Below are 23961 nucleotides of genomic sequence, written 5' to 3'. Positions count from 1 at the left end.
GAAGGTGCCGGTCTGATCGTTGATCAGACTGGATCGCTCCAGGGTTCGAGCCCGCGGAAGGCCCACATCGAGAGGTGCTGCTGCTTCTGTCCATTTGTGCTGTGACCGCCGGCACCATTGGGCGTGAAGACATGGGCCGGGGCCTTCGTCTCCGTTACCAGCAGTGCCTTGGTCGCTCGCTCGTTGCGCTCGCGGATCGAGAGTTCCGCGAGGGACGCCAGGCGCAGAGCCGGGGCAGCGGACATACCGGTGCCGGGCAGCGGGGAGCCGAGCGGGCAGGTGGCGACGACCGGACGATCGGTCATTTTGATGGTCTCGATGATGATGGTCATGGTCTTCGCCTCCTCTCGGCGTCTCGTAGGGCCTGTGGTGCTTACTCAGTACATCACGATCTCCCCGGCTCTTGGAAGAGCCGCAGTGACCGTGCTCCGGAAGGCTATGGGGACTTCCTGGCCGCGCGCAAACTATTTTTCTGGTTCTTCTGCAACAGGTTCGTCACCGGGTTCTGCACCAGTACAGAGCGCCAGGACCTCGGCGCCGAACTTGTCCAGTTTTCGGGCGCCGACGCCGGCGATCGAGGAGAGTTCAGCCGGGCCGGAGGGCCGTACCTCCGCGATGGCCAGCAGCGTCTTGTCGGTGAAGACGCAGTACGCGGGCTGGCCCAGCTCCCTGGCCTGCTCCATCCGCCAGTCCCGCAGCCGCTCGTACAGCCCCTCGTCCAGGTCCGACGGGCAGTCCTCGCAGCGCATCAACTTGATCTCGCCAGCCTCCGACAGGGTGCGGCCGCAGACCCGGCAGCGGATCGGGCCGCGCTTGCGCTTGGCTGCCGCCGCACCGCGCTCGATGCCGCCAGTACCGCCCGCGGAGCGGTTTCCCGTGCCGCGAGTGGCGGAACCGGGCCGCAGGCCGTCCAGGAAGCGTGAGGGCTTGCGGGTGGCGCGGCCGCCGGGCGAACGTGACAGCGCCCAGGACAGGGACAGGTGGAAACGGGCCCGGGTGACGCCGACGTACAGCAGCCGCCGTTCCTCCTCGACCTGCTCGTCCGTCTTGGCGTAGGTGATCGGCATCATGCCCTCGGTGAGGCCGACGAGGAACACCGCGTCCCACTCCAGGCCCTTGGCGGCGTGCAGCGAGGCGAGGGTGACACCCTCGACCGTGGGGGCGTGCTGGGCGTTGGCGCGCTCGTCCAGTTCGGCGACGAGGTCCGACAAGGTGGCCTCGGGCCGGGCCAGCGCGAAGTCGTCGGCGAGCCGCACCAGGGCGGCCAGCGACTCCCAGCGGTCCCGGACCGCGCCCGATCCGGCGGGCGGCTCTGGGGCCCAGCCGCGGGAACCGAGCACGGCCCTGACGTGCTCGGGCACCTCCGCGTCCGCCAGACCGGGGTCGGAGCCGGCTCCCGCGCGGGCGGCGCCGCGCAGCAGCAGCCCGGCCTCGCGGACCTCGGGCCGCTCGAAGAACCGCTCCGCTCCGCGCAGCTGGTACGGCACCCCGGCGTCGGCGAGCGCCTGCTCGTAGACCTCGGACTGGGCGTTGATGCGGTAGAGGACGGCGATCTCGCTGGGCCGCACACCGCCGGCGATGAGTTCCTTGATCCGGCGGGCGGTGCCCTCGGCCTCGGTGGGCTCGTCCACGTACTCGGTGTAGGCGGGCTCGGGGCCCGGCTCGCGCTGCGAGATCAGCTCCAGGCGGTGCTGGGCCGCCTGGCCCCTGGCCTGGGACAGCAGTCCGTTGGCCAGCTGCACCACCTGCGGGGTGGAACGGTAGTCGCGCACGAGCTTCACGACGGTGGCTTCCGGGTGCCGGGAGCGGAAGCCGAGCAGGTAGTCGGGGGTGGCGCCGGTGAAGGAGTAGATGGTCTGCGAGGCGTCGCCCACCACGCAGATGTTGTCCCGGCCGCCGAGCCACAGGTCCAGCAGCCGCTGCTGGAGCGGGCTGACGTCCTGGTACTCGTCGACGACGAAGTGCTGGTACTGGGAGCGGATGGTCTCCGCGACATCCGGGCGCTCCTGCAGGACGCCCACGGTGAGCAGCAGGACGTCCTCGAAGTCGATGACGCCCCGGTCGCGTTTGAGCTGCTCATAGGCCGTGTAGATCTTGGCGATCTCGGCCGGGTCCCGGGGGACCTCACGGCCGGACTTCGCGGCGGCGGCCGGATAGTCCTCGGGAACGGTCTGGGTGACCTTGCACCATTCGATCTCGCCGGTGACATCGCGCAGCTCATTGCGGTCCAGCCGGATCCGGCAGCGGGCGCCGGCCTCGGCGACGAGCTGGACCTTGCGCTCGACGAGCCGGGGCATGTCGCCGCCGATGGCGCGCGGCCAGAAGTACTGGAGCTGGCGCAGCGCGGCGGAGTGGAAGGTACGGGCCTGTACGCCGCCCGCGCCGAGCTGTCGCAGCCGTCCGCGCATCTCCCCCGCCGCGCGGGCGGTGAAGGTGACCGCGAGCACACTTCCGGGCTGCAGTATCCCCGCCCGCACCCCGTAGGCGATCCGGTGGGTGATCGCCCGGGTCTTGCCCGTGCCGGCGCCGGCCAGCACGCAGACCGGCCCGTGCAGGGCGGTGGCGACCTCGCGCTGTTCCGGGTCGAGCCCGTCGAGCACGGCGTCCGGGGAGTCCGGTACTGCTGGGAAGAGGGAGGTGTGCGTTGGTGCGGTCACCCCGCCATGCTGTCAGGTCCGCGGAGGCGACCGGGAAAGTTATCCACAGCCGAGGTGTGATTGTCGGATCGCGACCGGCGGGGAACGAGGAATGCGGGCGGTGGGGGTTAGCGTTCTCCGGATCGAAGATTTCACCGGTTGTGAGGAGCGGACACCAATGTCGGGCACTGTGACGATGTACAGCACCACCTGGTGCGGATACTGCCGTCGGCTCAAGAGCCAGATGGACCGCGAGGGCATCGGCTACACCGAGGTCAACATCGAGAACGACCCGGAGTCCGCGGCGTTCGTCGAGAAGGTCAACGGCGGCAACCAGCTGGTCCCCACCGTCCTCTTCCCGGATGGATCGGCGCTCGCGAACCCCTCGCTGGCGCAGGTCAAGCAGAAGCTCAGCGTCTGACGCACCCTCGCCGGGCCGGGGCGCGCCCCCGGCTCGGCGGCCCGTTGTCCGGGCGGCCCGTAGTCCGGCGGCTCGCTATCCGGCTGCCGGGAACGGGCTCCCGTACCAGAGCTCCATCAGGCGGGCCGCGATGGAGATGCCGCCCGGCGGCAGGATCTCCCCGGACTCGATGCCCTTGCGCAGGTCCTCGCGGGAGAACCAGCGGGCCTCGTGGATCTCCTCGCCGTCGACCTGGATGTCGGGGGACGTGGCGCGGGCCATGAAGCCGAGCATCAGGCTCGACGGGAACGGCCACGGCTGGCTCGCGACATATGTCACGTCGCCGACCGCCACCCCCGCCTCCTCCGCGGTCTCTCGGACCACCGCCTGCTCGAGCGACTCGCCCGGCTCCACGAAGCCCGCGAGCGTCGAGAAACGCCCCTCCGGCCAGTGCGCCTGGCGGCCCAGCAGCGCGCGGTCCTGGTCGTCCGTCACCAGCATGATCACGGCCGGGTCGGTGCGCGGGTAGTGCTCCGCGCCGCACGCCTGGCAGCGCCGGATGTGGCCCGCGGCGGCGATGACCGTGCGCTCGCCGCAGCGGGAGCAGAAGCGGTGCATCCGCTGCCAGTTCTCCAGCGCGACCGCGTGGACCATCAGACCGGCCTCCAGCGGGGAGAGCAGCCCGGCCACCTCGCGCAGTCCGGCCGCCCTGGCCACGTCGTCCATCCGGCCGGGCAGCGAGTCCTTCTGCAGCGCGAAGTACCGCACGCCGTCGTCGCCGAGGCCGAGGAAGTAGCGGTGGGTCTCGGTCTCGGGAGCGTCGAAGGCCGGGACCATGACGAGTTCGGTGCGGCCGTCCGTCTCCTCGACCAGGACCTGGCCGCCGGAGACCACGAAGACGCGGGTGGTCGGATGACTCCAGGCGGCGGCCAGCCACGCCTCGTCGAGACGGTGGTGGGCGGCGCGGTCCACGCCCGCCTGGGCGAGGGCCAGCGGCTGGGTTGACAGGTCGGTCTCGGACAAGGCTGCTTCCAACTCCCCGTGCGTACCTGCGGTACGCGGTTGCGCGGTTGTCGTTGCGAGTGAATTCAGCGAGTTCAGTGCGTGGTGCCGGTGGGGTCGGCGGGGGCGGTGCGCCAGTTCTCGGCGAGGTCGCCCCACAGGTAGGCGGCGGTCTCCACACCCTTGAACAGGAGGTCGAGCTCGACCTTCTCGTTCACCGAGTGCCAACCGTCGGACGGCACGGAGATTCCCAGGAACAGCACCGGTACGCCCAGGACGTCCTGCAGGTCCGCGGCCGGTCCTGAACCGCCCTCCCGGGTGAAGAGGATCTCCTGCTGGAAGGCCCGGCCCATCGACCGGACGACGGACTGCAGTGCCGGGTGGTCCAGCGGAGTCAGGCAGGGCCGGGTGGCGCCCCAGAAGGTGACCTCGTGGCGGATGCCGTCCGGGAGGCGGGCGGCGACCCAGTCGGTGACCAGTTGCCGCACCGTGCCCGTGTCCTGGCCCGCGACCAGCCGGAAGGACAGCTTGAGGTGGGCGGACGCCGGGACGATGGTCTTGCCGCCGGGGCCCTGGTAACCGCCGTAGATGCCGTTGACCTCGGCGGTCGGCCGGGCCCAGATACGTTCCAGGGTGGTGTGGTCCGCCTCGCCGAGAGCCCCGTGGGACTTGGCGGTACGGAGCCACCGCGACTCCTCGAACGGCAGCGCGGCGAAGAGCTCCCGCTCACGGGCGGTCAGCTCGACGACCCCGTCGTAGAACCCCGGGATCGCCACCCGGCGGTTCTCGTCGTGCAGCGCGGCGACCAGCCGGGCGGCCTCGGTGGCCGGGTTGGGGACCGCGCCGCCGAACGACCCGGAGTGGATGTCCTGGTCGGGCCCGTACAGGTCGACCTGGCAGTCGGCCAGGCCGCGCATGCCGGTGCAGACGGTCGGGGTGTCCTCCGACCACATGCCGGTGTCGGAGACGATCACGGTGTCGCAGGCCAGCCGGCCGGCCCGCTCCTGGATCATCGCGAGGAAGTTCGGCGAACCGGACTCCTCCTCGCCCTCGATCAGCAGCTTGAGGTTCACGGCGGGCGCGGACCTGCCGGTCGCGGCGAGGTGGGCGCGCAGGCCCAGCGTATGGAAGAGGACCTGGCCCTTGTCGTCGGCCGCGCCCCGGGCGTAGATCCGGCCGTCGGCCGTATGCGGCTCGAACGGGTCGGTGTCCCAGCCGTCCTCGCGGGCCGCGGGCTGGACGTCATGGTGGCCGTAGACCAGGACGGTCGGGGCCTGCGGGTCGCCGGAAGGCCACTCGGCGAAGACCGCGGGGAGCCCCGCCGTCTCCCAGACCTCGGTGACCGGGAAGCCGGTCTCAGCGAGCTTCGCGGCCAGCCACTGCGCGCTGCTCAGCACATCGCCCGAGCGCGCGGGGTCCGCGGAGACGGACGGGATCCGCAGCCACTCGACGAGGTCGGCGAGGAACGCGGAGCGGTGTTTGTCGATATACGCGTGGACGGCGCTGTCCGGGGCGGGGCTCATGCCGTTGAGCCTAACGGGCGTGCGGTGGGCCTCCGGCCGGAGGCCCTGGACGTCACTGCGGCTGGTCCAGGAGAAGGCGCTCCAGGGCCGGACGGTCGGGCAGCGACGGGGGCCGGACGACGTCACCGGTACGGACGTAGAGGAACACGGCGGTGACCCGGTGGAGCGGCAGACCGTGCTGCTCGGCCCAGGCGAGGCGGTAGAGGGCCAGCTGGAGCGGGTCTGCGGACCGGGAGCGATTGGTCTTCCAGTCGACTATCTCGAAGGTGTCGCCGTCCGTGCCTTCGGCGCCCTCCTCGCGGTAGACCGCGTCGATACGGCCGCGGATCATGCGGCCCGCCAGGGCCAGCTGGAAGGGCGCCTCGACGCGGAAGGGGGCGCGGTCGGCGTACGGAGTGCGGAGGAACGCCTCCTTGAGGGCGGCCAGGTCCCGCTCATCGTCGATCTCGTCACCGCCCTCGACACCGGGCAGGTCCTCGGGGGCGAAGAGCGGACGCTCGTCGAAGCGGGACTCGACCCAGGCGTGGAAGCGGGTGCCACGGCGGGCGGCGGGCTGCGGCGCGCGCGGCATGGGCCGGGCGAGTTCGCGTGCGAAGCCGTCCGGATCGGCGGCCAGCCGCATCAGCTGCGAGGCGGTGAGGACGGGGGGCACCGGCACCTCCCGCACGGTCGCGCGGGCGCGGCGCAGTTCTCCCGCGAGCGCGTCCAGATCGCGGTCCCAGGAGGCGACGAGGCGGGACTCCTCGGGGACGAGGGCGTGGGAGGGCTCGGGGTGAGCCCGTGCCGGGACCCCGGCGGCGGTGCCGGCCTCGGTGTGACCGGGGTCGGCGGGGCGGTCGGCGGGGCGGTCGGCAGATCCGTCGGCGGATCGGTCGATTGGGCCGTCCGCGAGGTCGGTGGCGCCAGCGGGGTGGCCGGCGGGACGCTCCGCCAAGAGCTCGTCCCAGTCTGCGCCCGCCCACTCCTCGTCCAGCCGCTCCTCCTCGTCCGCCCAGTCCGCCTCGTCGAACGCCGGCTCCCCGGCGTCATCCGCCTCCCCGTCCCCGTCCCCGTCCCCGTCCCCGAACGCGTGAGCGTGCTCCGGTGGGGCGTCCAGATACGCGAGGACCGTCCTGGCCGCCTGGCGGCGGCGCTCGAGGGCGGTGGGGTCGAGCGGCAGCGGCCAGGCGTGCTCGACGGAAGTCGCCAGCGCCGGGTTGACGGCGTCCTCAGCGGGAGCCTCCGTCCACTGCTCGATCTCTCCGTGGCCCGCCTCGCAGTGCAGCCGCAGGGCGTCGAGGAAGGCGGACGGGCCGTACGGGGTCTTCTGGGTGGGCCCCCACCAGTAGCCGGAGCCGAGCAGCAGCGAGCGGGGCCGGGTGAAGGTGACATAGCCGAGGCGGAGTTCCTCGATCCGGTTGTGCTCCTTCATCGCGTCGCGGAAGGTGTCGAGGCCCGCCTTCGACCATGCGCCGACATCGGGGAGGGTCGCCGCGTCGCCGCGCAGCGCGTGCGGCAGGACCTTGGCGTTGGCGGTCCACAGCTCGCGGCCGCGCTCGTTCGGAAAGCCCTTCTTCACCAGTCCCGGGACGGCCACGACATCCCATTCCAGGCCCTTCGACTTGTGCGCGGTGAGCACCTTCACCGTGTTCTCGCCGCCGGGCAGCGAGCTGTCCAGGCCCTTCTCGTACTGGGCGGCGGTGCGCAGGAAGCCGAGGAAGGCGAGCAGGGTCGCCTCGCCGTCGAGGGAGGCGAAGGTGGCGGCGATGTCGAGGAACGCGTTCAGCGTCTCGCGGCGGCGGGCGGCCAGCGCGTGCGGGGACGCGGACAGCTCGACCTCGAGACCGGTGACCGCGAGCACCCGGTGGAGCACGTCCATCAGCGGGTCGGCCAGCGCGCGCCGCAGATCGCGAATCTCGGCCGCGAGCCGGGCGAAGCGGACCCGCGCCTCGGGGGAGAACGGCAGATCGTCGCCCGGGTCGCTGTCGAGGAAGGTCTCCAGGGCGTCGGCGAGCGAGACGACCTCGGCCGGATCGACGCCTTCGACGGCTGCCGCGAGCCGCCGCTCGGGATCGTCCTCCCCGCCTGCGGGTCCGTACCGGACGAGCACGCGGGCCCGGCGGCCGAGCAGCGCCAGGTCGCGGGCACCGATGCGCCAGCGGGGGCCGGTGAGCAGCCGGACGAGCGAGGCGTTCGCCGTCGGGTCGTGCAGGACTTCGCAGACGGCGACCAGGTCGGCGACCTCGGGCAGATGGAGCAGCCCGGACAGGCCCACGACCTCGACGGGGATGTCACGGGCGACGAGCGCGGCATGGATGTCGGCGAAATGGCCCGTCGTACGGCACAGGACGGCGATCTCGCCGGGCTCGGTGCCGGTGTTCACCAGGTGCGCGAGGGAGTCGGCGATCCAGTCGATCTCCTCGGCCTGGCTGGACAGCAGGGCGCAGCGCACGAGCCCGTCGCGCTCGGCGCCGGGGGCGGGGCGCAGCGCTTCGACGCCTTCGTGGCGGGCGCGCAGCTCGGTGGCGAGACCGTTGGCGAGGTCGAGCAGCCGGCCGCCGCTGCGGCGGTTCTCACTGAGCGAGAAACGGCGGGCGGGCGTCCCGTCGGCGTTCGGGAAGTGCGCGGGGAAATCGTCGAGGTTGGCGACGGAGGCGCCTCGCCAGCCGTAGATCGCCTGGCAGGGGTCGCCGACGGCGGTGACCGGATGGCCGGTGCCCTCGCCGCCGAACAGCCCGGCGAGCAGCAGGCGCTGGGCGACGGAGGTGTCCTGGTACTCGTCGAGCAGCACCACCTTGTACTGCTCGCGCAGGATCCGGCCGACCTCCGGTCGGGTGCGGGCCACGGTCGCCGACAGGGCGATCTGGTCGCCGAAGTCCAGCAGGTCGCGGCGCTGCTTCTGCTCGCGGTAGGCGGCGGCGAGCCCGGTGAGGTCCTGGCGGGCCTGGGCGGTCTCCGGCAGCTTGCGCAGGTCGGCGTTGCTGAGCTTGACGGGGGCCAGGTCGTCGAGCCAGCCGGTGTCGAAGGCGCGCAGCCGGTCCAGCGGGACGAGGTGCTCATTGACCTCGCCCTCCAGTGCGAGAAGGTCGCTGACCAGAGCGGGAAGGCTCTTGGTCAGCGCCGGATACGGGCCGGGGGCGGCGCGCAGCACCTTAGCGGCGAGCTGGTAGCGGGTGGCGTCGGCCAGGAGGCGGGCGGTGGGCTCCAGGCCGATACGCAGGCCGTGCTCCTTGAGGAGCTGGCCGGCGAAGGCGTGGTACGTCGAGATCTGCGGATCACCGCCGGCGCCCTCCCCGGGCGCCGCCCCGGGACCGGCAGGGCCGACGGCGTCGGCGGAACCGGCGGGGCCGACCGGGCCGACCGGGCCGACCGGGCCGACCGGGTCAGGATCGGTGATCCCGGCCTGGACGAGCGCCCTGCGGACCCGCTCGGACAGCTCACCGGCGGCCTTGTTGGTGAACGTCAGGCCGAGTACTTCCTCCGGGGCGACCTGCCCCGTCCCGACCAGCCAGACGACACGGGCGGCCATCACCGTGGTCTTGCCGGAGCCGGCCCCGGCCACGATCACATTCGGGGCGAGGGGTGCGGTGACACACTCCATCTGCTCCGGGGTGAAGGGGATGCCGAGGAGCGCCTTGAGCTGCTCGGGATCCGTGATGCGTGCTGCCACCCCAGTGAGGCTAACGGGCCCCACCGACAACCGGCGGACGCCCGGTCACGGACGCCCGCCGCAGGGCGCCCCCGCCCGGGTGCCCGTCAGACGCTCTTGCTGCCGTCGCCCATGAACTTGCTCACGTCCACCGTCTCGGAGGCCGGCGGGGCCACCGCTTTGACCGGCTTGTCGAAGTCGGCGAAGGTGGCGTGGCCGGGCCCGCTGCCGCCCTCGTTGGTGATCTTCAGCGGGTACGGCGTGCCCACGGACGCCACATAGATCGTCGTCGTCGTGGCGGACTTCTTCTGGATGATCGTGACGACGGGCTGCCCGTCGACCGTCGTGGGCCGGCCCTTGCTGAACGTGGCGGCATCGTCGTCCGACGACAGCTCCTTCAGGAAGGTGTCCAGGTCGCAGAAGGACGCCAGGTCCTTGTCCTTGGCGGCGTCGCCCGGAACCTTCATCCACTTGCCGTGCACCAGCTCGAGCAGGCCGTCGGCGTTCTTTCCGCCCGCGTCCTTCCAGAAGGCGTCATTGGCCTTCATGTAACTGACGTGGTCCGCGCCGATGAACTGCATGGTCTCTTTGCCCTGGCTCATCGCACCGGCGCACTCACCCGACCTCGACATGGCCGCCTTCAGCTGGACGGCCTTGCCCCGGTCCACCGCCGCGAAGTCCACCTTCACCGACGAGACGGACTTGAGCGCGTCCTTCGCCCTGTCGGAGATCTCCTTCGCGGTGAAGGCGTCGAGCCCCGTCGCCCCTGCGGTGCTCCCCGAAGCCGAGACAGATGGTTTCGGCTTCGTCCCGAACACCGTGCCGTTCGACGTGTCCCCACCGCAGCCGACCAGTCCGCCCGCCACGGCCGCACCGACCAGCGAGACCGCCACGACATTCCGCTTCACTGCCACCGGATTCCACCCTCTGCCCACACCCGCCACCCTCATAAGGACAAGGAGAACATGGCCGCGCAACGACTTTGCCCCGGGCCGTCCGGCCCTCGTCCAAGCCTTCGTCCAAGCCCTCGTCCAAGCCCTCGCCCGGACCCGCTCAGGCGTCGAGGCCGAGGCCCGAGTCGCCGCCGAACAGCGTGAGATCGATCGTCTGGTTCGCGGGCGGGGCAGCGACACGGACCGGCTCGCCGAAGTCTCCGAAGGTGACGTTCAGCCCGTCCCGCGCCGACGCGAGCTTCACCAGGTAGGGCGTGCCCTTCGCCGCCACCGAGAGGATGCTCGTCCCCGCTGCGTCCTTCTGCCTGATGGTGACGACCGGCTGTCCGTCGACCGCGCCCGGCCCGCCCTTCGTGGACGAGGTGTGGTTCGGCTTCATCTTCCCGAGGAATGCCTTCATGTCGCAGGAACGGGACATCCTCCTGCCCGGGACGGATGTGGCGGGAAACCTGATCCACCGGCTGCCTGCCAGTTCCCCGACGGACTTGCCCTTGGGACCCATCGCCTTCCAGTAGCCGGGATCACCCTTGATGTACGACGTCCCGTCGTCGGTTCTGATGATCTGCATCGTCCAGCCGCTCTGCCCCACCGCGGCGGCGCACTTGCCGTCGGTGGACATCGCGATCTTCATCCGCATCGCCTTGGTACGGAGTACTCCGGAGAAGTTCAGGGTCATGGAGGTGGTCGAATTCATCGCGTCCCACATCCGGCGGGATATCTCCGGCGCCGTCAGTCCGTCCAGCGAGCCGTTCGCTCCGCCCGTGGCCGTGCTGGACGGCTCCACCGCCCAACGGGCCCCACTCCCGCGGTCCGACGTACCGCCCTGGCAGCCGGACAGCGCTCCCGTGGCGGTGACAGCGGTAACGCAGGCCACGACGACTGCGACTACTTTGCGCCTGAACGCCACGACGGCCACTTTCCCTCACCTCACAGACCCTTACGCCCTTATGCCGAACTGACGCACGAATCACCGGAAGGGTTGCACGACCGAGGCATACGTCACTCCCGTCCCTCAGCTCTCATGTCATGCCGGCCCGCTCACGTCATGCCCGCCCACTCCACTACGTGCCGGCCTACTCCACGACGTGCCGGCCCTCCGGCTGCGCGCTGCAGGCCGCCCGGAACGCGCAATGTGTGCAGTGCTGGCCGGTGGCCGGGGTGAAGCGCTCGTCCAGGACCCGGCCGGCCGCGCCGGCCAGCAGGTCCTCCACCCACTCGCCCGCTCCACCCTCCGCACCGCCTTCCGCACCGGGCTCCGCTGCCTTCCCCTCCAAGGGTTGCTGGCGCTGGACGGCCGGGACGGTGTCGCCGCCGTCCTTCTTCGTCGCGCCGAGGCGCAGCTGTACGAGTTCGGCGCCGCCCGGCTCCGGGCGGCCGCCGCCGAAGAGCTCGTCGACCGCGCCCTCGCGGACCGCCAGCTGGTAGACGGCGAGCTGCGGGTGGCGGTCGACCTCTTTCGCCGTCGGCTTGGACTTGCCGGTCTTGAAGTCGACGACATAGGCATGGCCGTCCGCGTCCGTCTCGACCCGGTCCATGCTGCCGCGGATCCGGACCTGGACCTCGCCCGCTTCGAGGACGACGTCGAAGCCGTGCTCCGTGGCGACGGATTCGCGGCCGCGCTCCATGACGTGCCAGTGCAGGAAGCGTTCCAGTGCGGCCCGCGCGTTCCGCTTCTCCTGCAGGGATTTCCACGGCGCGTCGAAGGCCAGGGCGTCCCACACGGAGTCCAGCCGGGCCATCAGCACATCCAGATCGGCCGGGGTCCGACCGGAGGCGACCTCGTCGGCCAGCACGTGCACGACATTGCCGAAGCCCTGAGCGGCGGTCGACGGGGGCTCCGCCTTGACCTCCCGGCCCAGGAACCACTGCAGCGAGCAGGTGTTGGCGAGCTGGTCCAGCGCGCTGCCGGACAGCGCGACCGGCTGGTCGCGGTCCCGCAGCGGAACGGCCGACCGGGTCGGCTCGTACAGGCCCCACCAGCGGTCCGGGTGCGCGGACGGTACGAGCGCGTGCCCGGCGTCGTTCAGCGCGGCGAGCCGGGCCAGCCGCAGCGCGGCGGCCTCGCGCAGCGCCGGGGACGCGGCCGGGTCGACGGTCGTCGCGCGCAGTTCCGCGACGAGAGCGGAGACGGCCAGCGGGCGCCGCGGACGGTGGGTGACGTCCTGCGGCTCGACGCCGAGCTCGGTCAGGAAACGGGACGGCTGGTCGCCGTCGTCCGCCGCCGCCTTGACCGCGGTGACGACGAGCCGTTCCTTGGCGCGGGTCGCCGCCACGTAGAACAGCCGCCGCTCCTCGGCCAGCAGCGCGCCGGGCGTGAGCGGTTCGGCGAGGCCGTCGCGGCCGATCCGGTCCGCCTCGAGCAGCGAACCCCGGCGGCGCAGGTCGGGCCACAGGCCCTCCTGCACCCCGGCGACCACCACCAGCCGCCACTCCAGGCCCTTGGAACGGTGCGCGGTCATCAGCCGTACCGCGTCGGTACGTACCGCCCGGCGGCTCAGCGTGTCGGCGGCGATGTCCTGGGCGTCCAGCTCCTCGAGGAAGTTCAGCGCGCCGCGGCCGCCGGTGCGTTCCTCGGCGCGCGCCGCCGTCTCGAACAGCGCGCACACCGCGTCCAGATCCCGGTCAGCGTTCCGCCCGGCCGTCCCGCCGCGCGTGGCCGCCCGCTCCAGCCGCTGCGGCCAGGGCGAACCGTCCCACAGCTCCCACAGCGCCTGCTCCGCCGTACCCCCGCCCTCCAGCAGCTCCCGCGCCTTCCGCAGCAGCGACCCCAGCCGCAGCGCTCCGCGCGCGTACGCCGGATCGTGCGCCACCAGCCGCTCCGGCTCCCCCAGCGCCTCCGCGATCAGCACGTCGGAAGCCCGCGGCACGGCGCGGCCCGCGGTCCGCTCCTCCTCCCGCAACGCCCGCCCCAGCCGGCGGAGGTCCGCGGCGTCCATGCCGCCGAGCGGCGACGTCAGCAGCGCGATCGCGTCCTCGACGCTCACGCCCTCGGGGTGCGGCCCGGAAACCGGGGCGGCCTCGGGGCCGCCGCTACGGTCCTGGCCGGACCCGGCGGACCCGCCGGACCCGGCCGGGCGGTCCGGGGCGTGCTCGGGACCCGCAACGGGTGCAGGGCTCGGGGCCGGATCCTGGTCGGCCTCGTCCGCCTCGTCGGCCTCGGGGGCGTGCCTCTGGCCTGGGACGAGTGCGGGGCCGGGGGCCGGCTCCGGCGCGTAGGTGGCGGGCTCCTGCTCCGGCGCGTCGGCGCCGGATTCGCCCGTCCGCTCGGCGCTGTCCACTGCGGCGGGACCGCCGAGATCCGTGACAGGTGCCGCAGTGGCACCGGTGGCGGCGGCGCGCAGGGCGAGGAGGAGCGGGGCGACGGCGGGTTCGTGGCGGAGGGGGAGGTCATCGCCGTCTATCTCGATGGGGACGCCGGCGGAGGTGAGGGCGCGGCGCAGCCCGGGGATGGAGCGGGAGCCGGCGCGTACGAGCACAGCCATGTCGCGCCACGGGATACCGTCCTCCAAGTGCGCGCGGCGCAGGGTGTCGGCGATGCCGTCGAGTTCGGCGCCGGCCATCGGGTACGTACGGACGGCGACCGAACCGCCGTCGCGGACCGGGACCAGCTCGCGGTGGGCGCGGACGGCGGCGGCGGGGAGCCGAGGGAGCGACATCCGGCGGGTGACGAGGCGGGTGGCGTCCAGCAGTGCGGCGCCCGCGCGGCGCGAGACGGCGAGCACATGGACGGGCGCGGGACGGCCGTCGCGCTGCGGGAAGGCGTCGGGGAATTCGAGGATGCCGTTCACGTCGGCGCCGCGGAAGGCGTAGATCGACTGGTCGGGGTCGCCGAAGGCGACAAGGGTGCGGCCCTGGCCGGCCAGGGCCCGGAGCAGCCGGACCTGTGCCGGGTCGGTGTCCTGGTACTCGTCGACGAAGACGACGTCGTACTGCCCGGACAGGGCCGTGAAGACCTCCGGGTGCTCGGCGAGCAGCACCGCGCGGTGCAGCAGCTCGGCGTAGTCGAGGACGCCCTGGAGGTCGAGCACATCGAGGTACTCGGCGAGGAAGGACGCCGCAGCCGACCAGTCGGGGCGGCCGATGCGGCGGGCGAAGTCCTGCAGCGCCGCCGGTCCCAGGCCCAGCTCGCGGCTGCGGGCCAGCACCGCGCGCACCTCGTCGGCGAAGCCGCGCGTGGTGCGCGCGGCCCGCAGGTCGTCGGGCCAGCGGACCCTGGCGCGCCCGCCCTTCTCCAGCGCGGTCTGGCCGGCCAGCAGCTCGCGGACGACGACATCCTGCTCGGGTCCCGACAGCAGCCGCAGCGGATCGGCGAACAGTTCGGGGTCCTGGTGCGCGCGCACCAGAGCATAGCAGAAGGAGTGGAACGTGGTCGCCTGGGCGACGGCCGTGCCCCCCATGCGCGCGGCCATCCGGTCCCGGAGCTCGACGGCCGCCTTGCGGCTGAACGTGAGGACGAGAATCCGCTCGGGGGCGGTGCCGAGCCGAACCCGTTCCGCGACCGCCTCGACGAGCGTCGTGGTCTTGCCGGTACCCGGCCCGGCCAGGACCAGCAGCGGTCCTGCCCGGTGCTCAACCACCGCACGCTGTGCCGCGTCCAGCACAGGAGGCTCGGTCCGCGCGGGCGGGGTCCGCAGCAGACGGTAGGCGGCTGTGCCCGTGTCGGTCCCCCGGTGCGGCGCGCGCTGCGTCGGTCGAGGGGGGGAGGAGGTCACGTGGTTCGCCGGTTCCGTGGGTGCTGTGGGTGCGCTGGCTGCTGTGGGTGCGGTGGGTGCGGTGGCTGTTGCGGATGTCTGGGATTCAGATGATGGTGCCGGTGCGGTCAGCTGCCGACGCTACGCCTCCCGGCACACGGGCCGCAGCCGGTCGCTCCCGTGCTCGGACGTGCACTCGGTCAGGTACTCCTTCACATACTTCTTCGCGTACTCCGTACGGACGGCTCACCGCATATTCCGGGCCGTCATGGACGAAGCTTGAAGATGTGAGCATCCGGTCGTCATTCGCCGTCTGGCACGCCGTCCCAGCGGGCCCGCCGCATATCGATACGCGGTACATGGCCCTCGGCGGAGCGCGCCGCCTCCCGCAGGGGTGTGCCCTCCTCCCGGTAGTGCGCCAGCGCCCGCAGCTCATGACCGGGCAGCAGATGACCGTCGGAACGCACCACACGCCACCACGGCACGGCGCCGCCGTACAGCGCCATCACACGGCCGACCTGCCGGGGTCCTCCCTCATCGAGCCACTCGGCGACATCCCCGTAGGTCATCACCCGGCCGGGCGGGATGGCCTCGGCGGTTTCCAGTACCCGCTCGGCGTATTCGGAGGGCGCGGCCTCCTCGCTCATCCGCTCACTCATCCGGCCCATCCTGCCTCAGGCCACCGACAACGGGGGGTTCCGCGCGCATCCGCGGACCGCTCATGCCACCATCGTCCGGGCGGTGACTGGTGATACGAGAGCAAAACGAGACAGCTGGACAGCAGGATCACGACGCGGCGGCCGATGGGGCCGGCCGCTCCGCTGACATGCCGTCGCCCGAGAACGAGGGGCCCGGCGCCGACGACGGCACCGGAACGGACACCGCTCCGGACGCCGGAACGGAAAGCGCTCAGGAGTCCCCTCCGGACGCCGGTTCCCAGAGCGAGAACGGCAAGGTCCCCGACGGCACCGGCGACGACGGCACCGGCGACGAAGCCACCGGCACCGACCCGGCCGAAGTCGTCCACAGCGACGACGTCTCCAGCGACGAACCCCTGCTCGCGGCCCGCGTGCACCGCCCCGCCGACCTCATGCGCTTCCTGCTCGGCCTCCTCGGCATCGCCGTCGTCATGGCCATCGCCGGTTTCGCCCACGCCACCACCAACGGCGTCGAACAGGACATCGCCAAGGGCGCGCGGAACGCTCCCGACGCGCTGAGCACCTTCGCCGGTCTCACGGCGAGCATCGCCGTGCTGATCGTGCCGGTCGCCTTCGCGATCGAGCGGCTCATCAAGCGCGACGGGCTGCGGATCGCCGACGGCGTGCTCGCCGCCGTGCTCGCCCACGGTGTGGCCCTCGCCACCGACCTGTGGGTGACCAACGCCGCCCCCGACCCGATCAAGGCCGCGCTGACCCAGCTCGCGCCGAGCGGCGGCGGGATCACCGACCCCGTGCACGGCTATCTGGCGCCGGTCATCGCCTATATGACGGCCGTCGGCATGGCGCGGCGCCCGCGCTGGCGGGTGCTGCTGTGGTTCGTGCTGCTGCTGGACGCGTTCGCGGTGCTGGTCGGCGGCTATACGACGCCGTTCTCGATCGTCGTGACGGTACTCATCGGCTGGACCGTCGCCTACGGCACCCTGTACTCGGTCGGCTCGCCGAACGTCCGGCCCACCGGCCAGAACCTGCTGGCCGGCCTGCGCCGCGTCGGCTTCGCGCCGCTGACCACCCGCCGCGCGGACGACGAGGGCCCCGAGACCCCCGACTCCGAGCGCGGCCGCGGCTACCTCGTCACCCTTGAGGACGGGCCGCCGCTCGATGTCACCGTCGTGGACCGCGAGCAGCAGGCGCACGGCTTCTTCTACCGGGTGTGGCGCCGCATCTCGCTGCGCGGCATCAACCAGCGCCGCAGCCTGCAGTCGCTGCGGCAGGCCCTGGAGCAGGAGGCGCTGCTCGCGTACGCGGCCATCGCCGCCGGGGCGAACGCGCCGAAGCTGATCGCCACCTCGGAGCTGGGCCCGGACGCCGTCATGCTGGTCTACGAGCACATCGGCGGCCGCCGGCTGAACGCGCTGCCGGACGCCGACCTCACCGACGAGCTGCTCTTCGGGGCCTGGCAACAGGTCAAGGCGCTCCAGTCGCGGCGTATCGCGCACCGGCGGCTGGTCGGTGAATCCCTTCTGGTGGATCGTTCCGGCAAGGTCTTTCTGACGGACCTGCGCGGCGGCGAGATCGCAGCCGGCGACATCGTGCTGCGCATGGACATCGCGCAGCTGCTGACCACCGTCGCGCTGCGCGTCGGCCCGGCGCGGGCGGTCGCGAGCGCCGTCGCCGTACTCGGCCCGGACGCGGTCGCGAACTCCCTGCCGCTGCTGCAGCCGATCGCGCTGAGCCGCACCACCCGGTCGGAGCTCAAGCAGCTGAACCGCGCGCGGGCGCAGCGCGAGCGGGACGGCGTACTCGCCGCGTCGGCGGCCGACAAGGCCGACAAGGCCGACAAGGAGGCGCGGGTCGCGGCGGTGGAGTCCGCACCCTCGCGCGGCGCGGCCAAGGCCGAGAAGAAGGCCGAGAAGCGGGCCATCGAAGTGGCCCAGGACGAGGCCCGCGAGGAGGATCTGCTCTCCCGGATCCGCCGGCAGGTGCTGCTCATCAGGCCGCAGGCCGCCGTGGAGCCGGTCCGCCTGGAGCGGATCAAGCCCCGCACCCTCGTCACGGTCATCGCGGGCGCCATCGCCGCGTACTTCCTGCTGTCGCAGATCAGCTCGGTGCCGATCGCCGACACGATCGCCCGGGCGGACTGGCGCTGGGCGGCCATCGCCGTGTTCGGCTCCGCGCTCAGCTATGTCGCGGCGGCATGCGCGCTCGCCGGCTTCGTGCCGGAGCGGCTGTCGCTGGTCAGAACGGTGATGGCGCAGATCGCCGGGTCGTTCGTGAAGCTCGTCGCCCCGGCGGCGGTCGGCGGTGTCGCCCTCAACACCCGCTTTCTGCAGAAGTCGGGCGTACGGCCGGGTCTCGCGGTGGCTAGCGTCGGCGCGTCCCAGCTGGTCGGCCTCGGCTCGCACATCCTCCTGCTGCTGACCTTCGGCTACATCACCGGTACGGAGAAGACACCGTCGCTGTCACCGTCCCGGACGGTCATGGCCGGGCTTCTCACGGCGGGCGTCCTGGTGCTGGTCGGTACGGCGATCCCGAGCCTGCGCAAGTTCGTCTCCACCCGGGTGCGGGCGCTGTTCGCGGGCGTCATCCCGCGCATGCTCGACGTGCTGCAGCGCCCGGCGAAGCTCCTGACGGGCATCGGCGGCACTCTGATGGTCACGGTCACCTTCGTGATCTGTCTCGACGCCTGCGTCCGCTCCTTCGGCGGCAGCCTCAGCTACTCGACGATCGCGGTCGTCTTCCTCGCCGGCAACGCCATCGGCTCCGCCGCCCCCACCCCCGGCGGCGTCGGCGCGGTCGAGTTCGCCCTCACCGGTGGCCTCATCGCGGCCGGCCTCCCGGGCACGATCGCCACCCCCGCGGTGCTGCTCTTCCGTCTGCTCACCTTCTGGCTCCCCGTCCTTCCCGGCTGGCTGTCCTTCAACTACCTCAGCCGCAAGGGCGACCTCTGACCGCCTCCGGGTCCGCTTGACCGCCATCGGGTCCCCCTGACCGCCGGTTGCTCCCGCTGTGACTCCCCTGCGAACGGCCGCACCTTGATCATCTGACAGGTGCTCGTCAAAGCTTTCCCCAAATCTTCGGGCCCGCACCACCTCCAACTCCCCTTCCCGTGATCAGGTCTGGCTGCAAAGCCCACATCCAGGCTTCATCCGGGGAGGATTCTGTTGTCAGCACCCACCCGCAAGAGACGATGGCTCACGATCTGCGCCGTCAGTGCCACCGCAGCGCTCATAGCAGCGGTACCCGCCGGGGCCGCGCCGGGTCATGGCAGCGTCAAGCCGCACACCGTCACCGCGACCACCGCGGGTGACGGCGGCGAGGCCGCCGACGAGATATCCGAGAGCGCGGACCAGTTCGCCGAGGCCCGCACCTCGCCCGGCACCATCAACCCCGGCGCGTTCAGCGCCGCCTGGTCAGACCTCAACAACCTGCCGAACACCGGCGGTACCTGGCGGCACGAGACCGGGCTCCCCTACAACTCCGACGACCCCCGCTACCGCGACATCAATTCCAACTCCAGCGGCGGCGCGGGCAATGTCACCGGCCGCATGGCGGCCATCGTCGCCGACAATTCCGGATATGTGTACGCGGGCAGCGCGGGCGGCGGCGTATGGCGGTCGTCCACCGGCGGCGGCCACTGGCAGCCGATCAGCGACACACTGCCCGCCCAGGCCACCGGCGCACTCGCGCTCGACGGCGGCGGGCGGCTGTGGCTGGGCACCGGCGAGGCGACGACGAACGCCGACGCCTACCTGGGCAGCGGCGTGTACGTCCTGTCCGACCCGAGGCACGGCTCCTTCGGCAAGCGCAGCCGCGTCGGCGGCGGCGAGCTGGACGGCACCGCGATCCACACGCTGCGCTTCGGCGGCGACAAGGTGTGGGCATCGACGACCAGGGGCGTGTGGAGCCACTCCACCAGCTATCTGGAAGGCCCCTGGAAGCTGGAGTTCGCGCCCAACCCGGACTTCCTGCCCGGCGGTTCGCAGGCGAAGAACCCCAGCGCCCCGTACAAGAACATCGCCAATGACGTGGCGATCGACCCGAAGCACCCCTGGAAGGTGATCCTCGCGGTCGGCTGGCGCAGCGGCGACACCTACAACGGCCTGTACACCAAGACCAACGGCAGCTGGCAGCGCGTCACTTCGCTCGGCGACCTGCCGACGGCCGCGACCGATGTCGGCAATGTCACCTTCGCCCGCTCCGCCGACGGCTCCCGCTACTACGCGGTCGACCAGTCGCCGGCTCTGATCACCAACCCGGACAGCTCACTGGCAGGCGTCTTCGTCTCCAAGTCCGGCTCCCCGTTCGGCCCCTGGACGAAGATCGCCGACACTGCGGCACTCGCCGCCGCGGGCTCGGCGCGCACCAGTCCCGGCTTCATGCCCGGCGGCCAGACCTGGTACAACGAGTTCCTCCAGGTCGACCCCAACAACGCGGACCATCTCTACGCGGGCCTGGAAGAGGTCTTCGAGACCCAGAACGGCGGCGCGAAGTGGTCGGCCGTCGGCGCGTACTGGAACTTCGGCTTCGCCTGCTGGAACATCGACCCGGCCAAGCAGACCGGTGACTGCAACCAGACAACCCACCCGGACCAGCACGCCGCCACCATCGGCAGCTACCACGGCACGTCGTACTTCTACGCGGGCAACGACGGCGGCGTCTACCGGCGCCCGGTCAGCGGCGCGCAGGACGCGTCCGGCCACGCCACCGACTGGACCTCGCTCAACGACGGCACCATCGACACCCTCCAGTACTACTCGGTGGGCATCGGCAAGGACCCGGCCTTCCACGGAGTCGCGGTCAACGGCGGCCTCCAGGACAACGGTCAGTCCATCCTGCGCCCGCGCGACGCCGTCATGGGCTCCAACTTCGGCGGTGACGGCGGCGACACCCTCACCGACCCGTCCAACGGCTGCAACATCGCACAGGAATACGTCTATCTGTCGGTCCAGGTCACCCAGAACTGCGCCGTGAACGCGGGCGCGTGGGTCACCGATCCGACGAAGGCCACCTCGTACTCCGTCGCCCCGCCCGACAACGCCACCAGCGAGGCCCGCTTCATCGCCCCGCTCGCGGCCGACATCAAGAACGGCGACGCCTGGGTGGCGGGCGGCCGCCACGTGTGGACGCAGAGCCACGGCTACACGATCCGCAGCACGGCCGAGTGGACCAACGCCTTCGACCTCGGGGCGGGCCGCACCGCCACCGCGGTGGCGGCCTCAGGCGGCAAGGTCTACGCGGCCTGGTGCGGGCCCTGCAACAACAAGGGCTTCACACGTGGCATCGCCGTGGGCAACGCGGACGGCACCGGCTGGCACCAGATCGACCTGCCGGCGACCGGCGCGGACGGCGCCGTACCCAACCGGTACCTGGCCGGCTTCGCCATCGACCCGGCCGGCGCCGACCATGTCTACCTCGCGGTCAACGGCTTCTCCCGGCACTGGACCGAAGGTCCCGGCGCCGGCATCGGCCATGTCTTCGAGTCCGAGGACGGCGGCACCACCTGGAAGGACATCTCGGCGAACCTGCCCGACGTGCCCACCGACTCGCTCATCGCCCTCCCCGGCGGCGGGCTCGTACTCGCCACCGACCTGGGCGTCGTCTACCGCGCGCCCGGCAGGACCGGCTGGAAGCGGGTCGGGCACCTGCCCGCCGTGGCCGTCCCGCAGATCAAGACCGGCCCGGACGGACGGCTCTACGCCGCGACGCACGGGCGCGGCATCTACTCGATCGACCTGAGGTGACGGGTACGCTGCGGCGGCTTCTGTAGCGGCCGCGGCCGCGGAGTGACGGATGTCCTGGCCGGGGAACCGGCCAGGACATTTGCACTGCCGAACGCTGGAGATGCGGATGAAGAGGACCGAATGATGCGTGCACGGATCTAGGCCCGGCCTCCATTCCTGACGTACCGTCAGGGAATTCCTGACGCCGCGGAGGAGGAGACGGCCGTGCCCCAACGACCCGTTCCCCTGGACGAATATCCCGTCCACCAGATCGCCCGCTCCATGCGTCACGTCGCCAGCGGGGACCGCAACGCCTACGACCGGTCGACCTTCCAGGTCTTCGACCACGAGGGCCGGGCGCTGCTCATCACCGGCCTCGGCGTCTACCCGAACCTCGGTGTCACCGACGCCTACGCGACGCTGCTCCAGGGCGACAGACTGATCGCCGTACGCGCCTCCGACGCACTCGGCGAGGACCGGATGCGCCAGCAGGTCGGTCCGCTGCGGATCGAGGTCCAGGAACCGCTGAAGCGGCTGCGGCTGGTGTGTGAACCGGCCGGGGATCACGGCGCGAACGGGGCTGCCGGTGAGGAATGCGAAGGCGGCGAGGACGAGGCTTCGGGCCTCTCCTACGACCTCATCTGGGAGGCCGACTTCCCGGCCGTCGAGGAGCCGCACCACATCCAGTACACCGGCGACCGGCTCTTCCTCGAGGCCAACCGCTTCTGCCAGGCCGGCAGCTGCCACGGCGTGATCCGCGCGGGCGGCGAGGAGATCACCGTGGAACGCGGCCGCTTCACCGCCACCCGCGACCGCAGCTGGGGCGTCCGCCCGATCCCCGGCGAGGCGCCCGGCCGGGCCGCCGAGGAGTTCCGTACCGAGGGCTTCCACTGGCTGTGGATACCGATCCGCTTCGAGGACCGCTTCGTCATGGTGATCCTCCAGGAGGACGCCGACGGCTATCGCACCCTCGACAGCGCCGTCCTCGTCCACCCCGCCGACACCGGCCGTCCCGACGAGCAACTCGGCCGCGCCCACGTCGACATCACCTACCGCTCCGGCAGCCGCCACCCGCAGTCGGCCGTCATCCACCTCACCGGAGCCGGCCGCAAGCCGATCGAGATCCATGCCGAGCTGCTCGCCGGCAGCCCGCTGGCGGTGGGCGCCGGATACCCGCCGGCCGGCGACTGGCAGCACGGCGAGTGGATGGGCCGCGGCTGGCTGGACCGCCGCACCTACGACCTCGCGGACCCGGCGGGCCTGGGACTCGCGGCGTACGGCGTCATCGACCACGCGGCCCGTTTCACCTGGGACGGCGCCACCGGCTACGGAATCTTCGAGCACGGCAGCTTCGGCCGCCACAGCCCGAGCGGGTTCACCGGCTTCGACTCCGTCGCCCCGTAACGGGCGGCACGGCCCCGCAGCAGACCGGCGTACGCCCCGCCGCCACGCCGATACCGGCCGGCGGGGGGAAGCCCTGTCCGGCAAGGCCCCCGTAAGGCCCCGTAAGGAGGACCCCGTGTCGAGCCCGACCCCGACCCCACCCCCGGCACCGCACCTGACCACCAGTACCCGCGACCCCCACCTCCTCCGGCAGCGGCTCGACGCCTGGCTGCACGCCCGCGAGCCCGGCGCGCACACCCGCAGTTTCCACATCCCGTCCTCCAACGGCATGTCCAGCGAGACCGTCCTGTTCGACCTCGCCGTGCCGCACCGCACCGGCACCGCCCGCCAGCACCTGCGCCCCTGCGTCCTGCGGCTGGCCGCCGACCCCGCCGCGTACGCGGCGTTCCCCGTCTACGACATGGAACGCCAGTACCGCACCATCCAGGCCGTCGCCGCGAACAGCAAGGTCCCGGTCCCGGCGCTGCAGTGGCTGGAGACCGACACGGCACCGCTCGGCGCGCCCTTCTTCGTCATGGAACGCATCGAGGGCCGCGTACCGCCCGACATCATGCCGTACACCTACGGCGACAACTGGCTCTACGACGCCGACCCCGCCGACCGCGAGCACCTGGAACACGCCACCGTCGACGTCCTGGCCGAACTGCACACCGTGCCCGTCGAGGCGGTCGCATTCCTGGCCGGTGAGACCGCCGGCGGATCCGCCGGAGGTCCCTCGGACGCGTCCGGTTCCGCGCTCCGCGACCACGTGTCGGCCCAACGCGACTACTACCACTGGGTCGTTGACGGCCGCCCCCGCTCTCCGCTCATCGAGCGCGCCTTCGACTGGCTCGACGCCCACTGGCCCGCCGACCCCGGCCCCACCGTCCTGAGCTGGGGCGATTCCCGTATCGGCAACATCCTCTACGCGGGCTTCGACCCCGCCGCCGTCCTGGACTGGGAGATGGCCGCCCTCGGCCCCCGCGAACTCGACCTCGGCTGGCTGATCTACCTCCACCGCTTCTTCCAGGACCTCACGGAACAGACCGGCTACCCCGGCCTCCCCGACTTCATGACCCGCCCCTCCATCGCCGCCCGCTACCGCGACGCCACCGGCCACACCCCCCGCGACCTGGACTTCCACACCCTCTACGCGGCCCTCCGGCACGCCAACGTCATGCTCCGCATCGGCTACCGCCAGATCCACTTCGACGAACGCCCGCCCCCCGCCGACCCGGACGACCTGATCATGCACCGCACCTCCCTGGAGGCGATGATCGAGGACCGCTACTGGTGACCGCCGCTCCGGGTAGCGAGGGGCCTGGCGACCTTGAACTCCGCCCAGCACACCTTCCCCGGCCCCTCC

14 protein-coding genes are annotated in these 23961 nt (G+C 72.0%); 5 read left to right on the top strand and 9 right to left on the bottom strand.

The window, feature by feature from the left end:
- Positions 1-23: 23 nt before the first annotated feature.
- Together QMK24_RS17130 and QMK24_RS17125 are read right to left on the bottom strand one after the other, a co-directional pair.
- Positions 24-332: a hypothetical protein gene (locus QMK24_RS17130; RefSeq protein WP_283466949.1), complete on the bottom strand. Its 309-nt coding sequence runs from the start codon at positions 330-332 to the stop codon at positions 24-26.
- Positions 333-464: 132 nt separating this feature from the next.
- Positions 465-2657, bottom strand: coding sequence for an ATP-dependent DNA helicase UvrD2 (locus QMK24_RS17125; RefSeq protein ID WP_283466948.1), 2193 nt, complete (start codon positions 2655-2657; stop codon positions 465-467).
- A 157-nt stretch (positions 2658-2814) separates the two neighbouring features.
- On the opposite strand from QMK24_RS17125, the gene QMK24_RS17120 reads away from it, so the two are divergent.
- The gene (locus QMK24_RS17120) at positions 2815-3057 is read left to right on the top strand and encodes a mycoredoxin (protein ID WP_283466946.1); all 243 of its coding nucleotides are present in this window, start codon (positions 2815-2817) and stop codon (positions 3055-3057) included.
- Positions 3058-3132: 75 nt separating this feature from the next.
- On the opposite strand, the gene nudC is transcribed toward QMK24_RS17120, so the two are convergent.
- The 7 genes from nudC to QMK24_RS17085 all read right to left on the bottom strand — a co-directional run bounded on the left by nudC (position 3133) and on the right by QMK24_RS17085 (position 15501).
- Complete coding sequence (gene nudC / locus QMK24_RS17115) at positions 3133-4059, bottom strand: NAD(+) diphosphatase (RefSeq protein WP_283466943.1); 927 nt, start codon at positions 4057-4059, stop codon at positions 3133-3135.
- Between the two features lie 74 nt (positions 4060-4133).
- The gene (locus QMK24_RS17110; RefSeq protein WP_283466940.1) at positions 4134-5561 is read right to left on the bottom strand and encodes a M20/M25/M40 family metallo-hydrolase; all 1428 of its coding nucleotides are present in this window, start codon (positions 5559-5561) and stop codon (positions 4134-4136) included.
- A 52-nt stretch (positions 5562-5613) separates the two neighbouring features.
- Positions 5614-9210: an ATP-dependent helicase gene (locus tag QMK24_RS17105; protein WP_283466937.1), complete on the bottom strand. Its 3597-nt coding sequence runs from the start codon at positions 9208-9210 to the stop codon at positions 5614-5616.
- Between the two features lie 86 nt (positions 9211-9296).
- Positions 9297-10103 (bottom strand): hypothetical protein, encoded by an 807-nt coding sequence (locus QMK24_RS17100; RefSeq protein ID WP_283466934.1) that lies wholly within the window; start codon positions 10101-10103, stop codon positions 9297-9299.
- 139 nt (positions 10104-10242) lie between these two features.
- Positions 10243-11049 (bottom strand): hypothetical protein, encoded by an 807-nt coding sequence (locus tag QMK24_RS17095; RefSeq protein ID WP_283466933.1) that lies wholly within the window; start codon positions 11047-11049, stop codon positions 10243-10245.
- A 166-nt stretch (positions 11050-11215) separates the two neighbouring features.
- The gene (locus tag QMK24_RS17090; RefSeq protein ID WP_502962513.1) at positions 11216-14854 is read right to left on the bottom strand and encodes an ATP-dependent helicase; all 3639 of its coding nucleotides are present in this window, start codon (positions 14852-14854) and stop codon (positions 11216-11218) included.
- 281 nt (positions 14855-15135) lie between these two features.
- The gene (locus QMK24_RS17085; RefSeq protein ID WP_502962514.1) at positions 15136-15501 is read right to left on the bottom strand and encodes an MGMT family protein; all 366 of its coding nucleotides are present in this window, start codon (positions 15499-15501) and stop codon (positions 15136-15138) included.
- 158 nt (positions 15502-15659) lie between these two features.
- On the opposite strand from QMK24_RS17085, the gene QMK24_RS17080 reads away from it, so the two are divergent.
- The 4 genes from QMK24_RS17080 to QMK24_RS17065 all read left to right on the top strand — a co-directional run bounded on the left by QMK24_RS17080 (position 15660) and on the right by QMK24_RS17065 (position 23892).
- Complete coding sequence (locus QMK24_RS17080; RefSeq protein ID WP_283466931.1) at positions 15660-18440, top strand: lysylphosphatidylglycerol synthase transmembrane domain-containing protein; 2781 nt, start codon at positions 15660-15662, stop codon at positions 18438-18440.
- A 213-nt stretch (positions 18441-18653) separates the two neighbouring features.
- Positions 18654-21233, top strand: a complete 2580-nt coding sequence (locus tag QMK24_RS17075) for a ligand-binding sensor domain-containing protein (RefSeq protein ID WP_283466930.1) — start codon at positions 18654-18656, stop codon at positions 21231-21233.
- A gap of 204 nt (positions 21234-21437) precedes the next feature.
- Positions 21438-22616 carry an Rv3169 family protein gene (locus QMK24_RS17070; protein ID WP_283466929.1) on the top strand — a complete coding sequence of 393 codons (1179 nt, stop codon included), beginning with the start codon at positions 21438-21440 and terminating at the stop codon, positions 22614-22616.
- Positions 22617-22731: 115 nt separating this feature from the next.
- Positions 22732-23892, top strand: a complete 1161-nt coding sequence (locus QMK24_RS17065) for a phosphotransferase family protein (RefSeq protein ID WP_283466928.1) — start codon at positions 22732-22734, stop codon at positions 23890-23892.
- The last annotated feature ends 69 nt before the right edge of the window (positions 23893-23961 follow it).

Source organism: Streptomyces sp. PH10-H1 (assembly GCF_030063355.1).
GTDB lineage: Bacteria > Actinomycetota > Actinomycetes > Streptomycetales > Streptomycetaceae > Actinacidiphila.
Note: the sequence above shows the minus strand (reverse complement) of the source record. Positions and strands in the feature narration are given on the sequence as shown.

Excerpts from the sequence above, each read along its gene's own strand:
- QMK24_RS17130 (WP_283466949.1), bottom strand. The coding sequence starts at position 332 with ATGACCATCATCATCGAGACCATCAAAATGACCGATCGTCCGGTCGTC.
- QMK24_RS17120 (WP_283466946.1), top strand. The coding sequence starts at position 2,815 with ATGTCGGGCACTGTGACGATGTACAGCACCACCTGGTGCGGATACTGC.
- QMK24_RS17110 (WP_283466940.1), bottom strand. The coding sequence starts at position 5,561 with ATGAGCCCCGCCCCGGACAGCGCCGTCCACGCGTATATCGACAAACAC.
- QMK24_RS17085 (WP_502962514.1), bottom strand. The coding sequence starts at position 15,501 with ATGGGCCGGATGAGTGAGCGGATGAGCGAGGAGGCCGCGCCCTCCGAA.
- QMK24_RS17080 (WP_283466931.1), top strand. The coding sequence starts at position 15,660 with ATGCCGTCGCCCGAGAACGAGGGGCCCGGCGCCGACGACGGCACCGGA.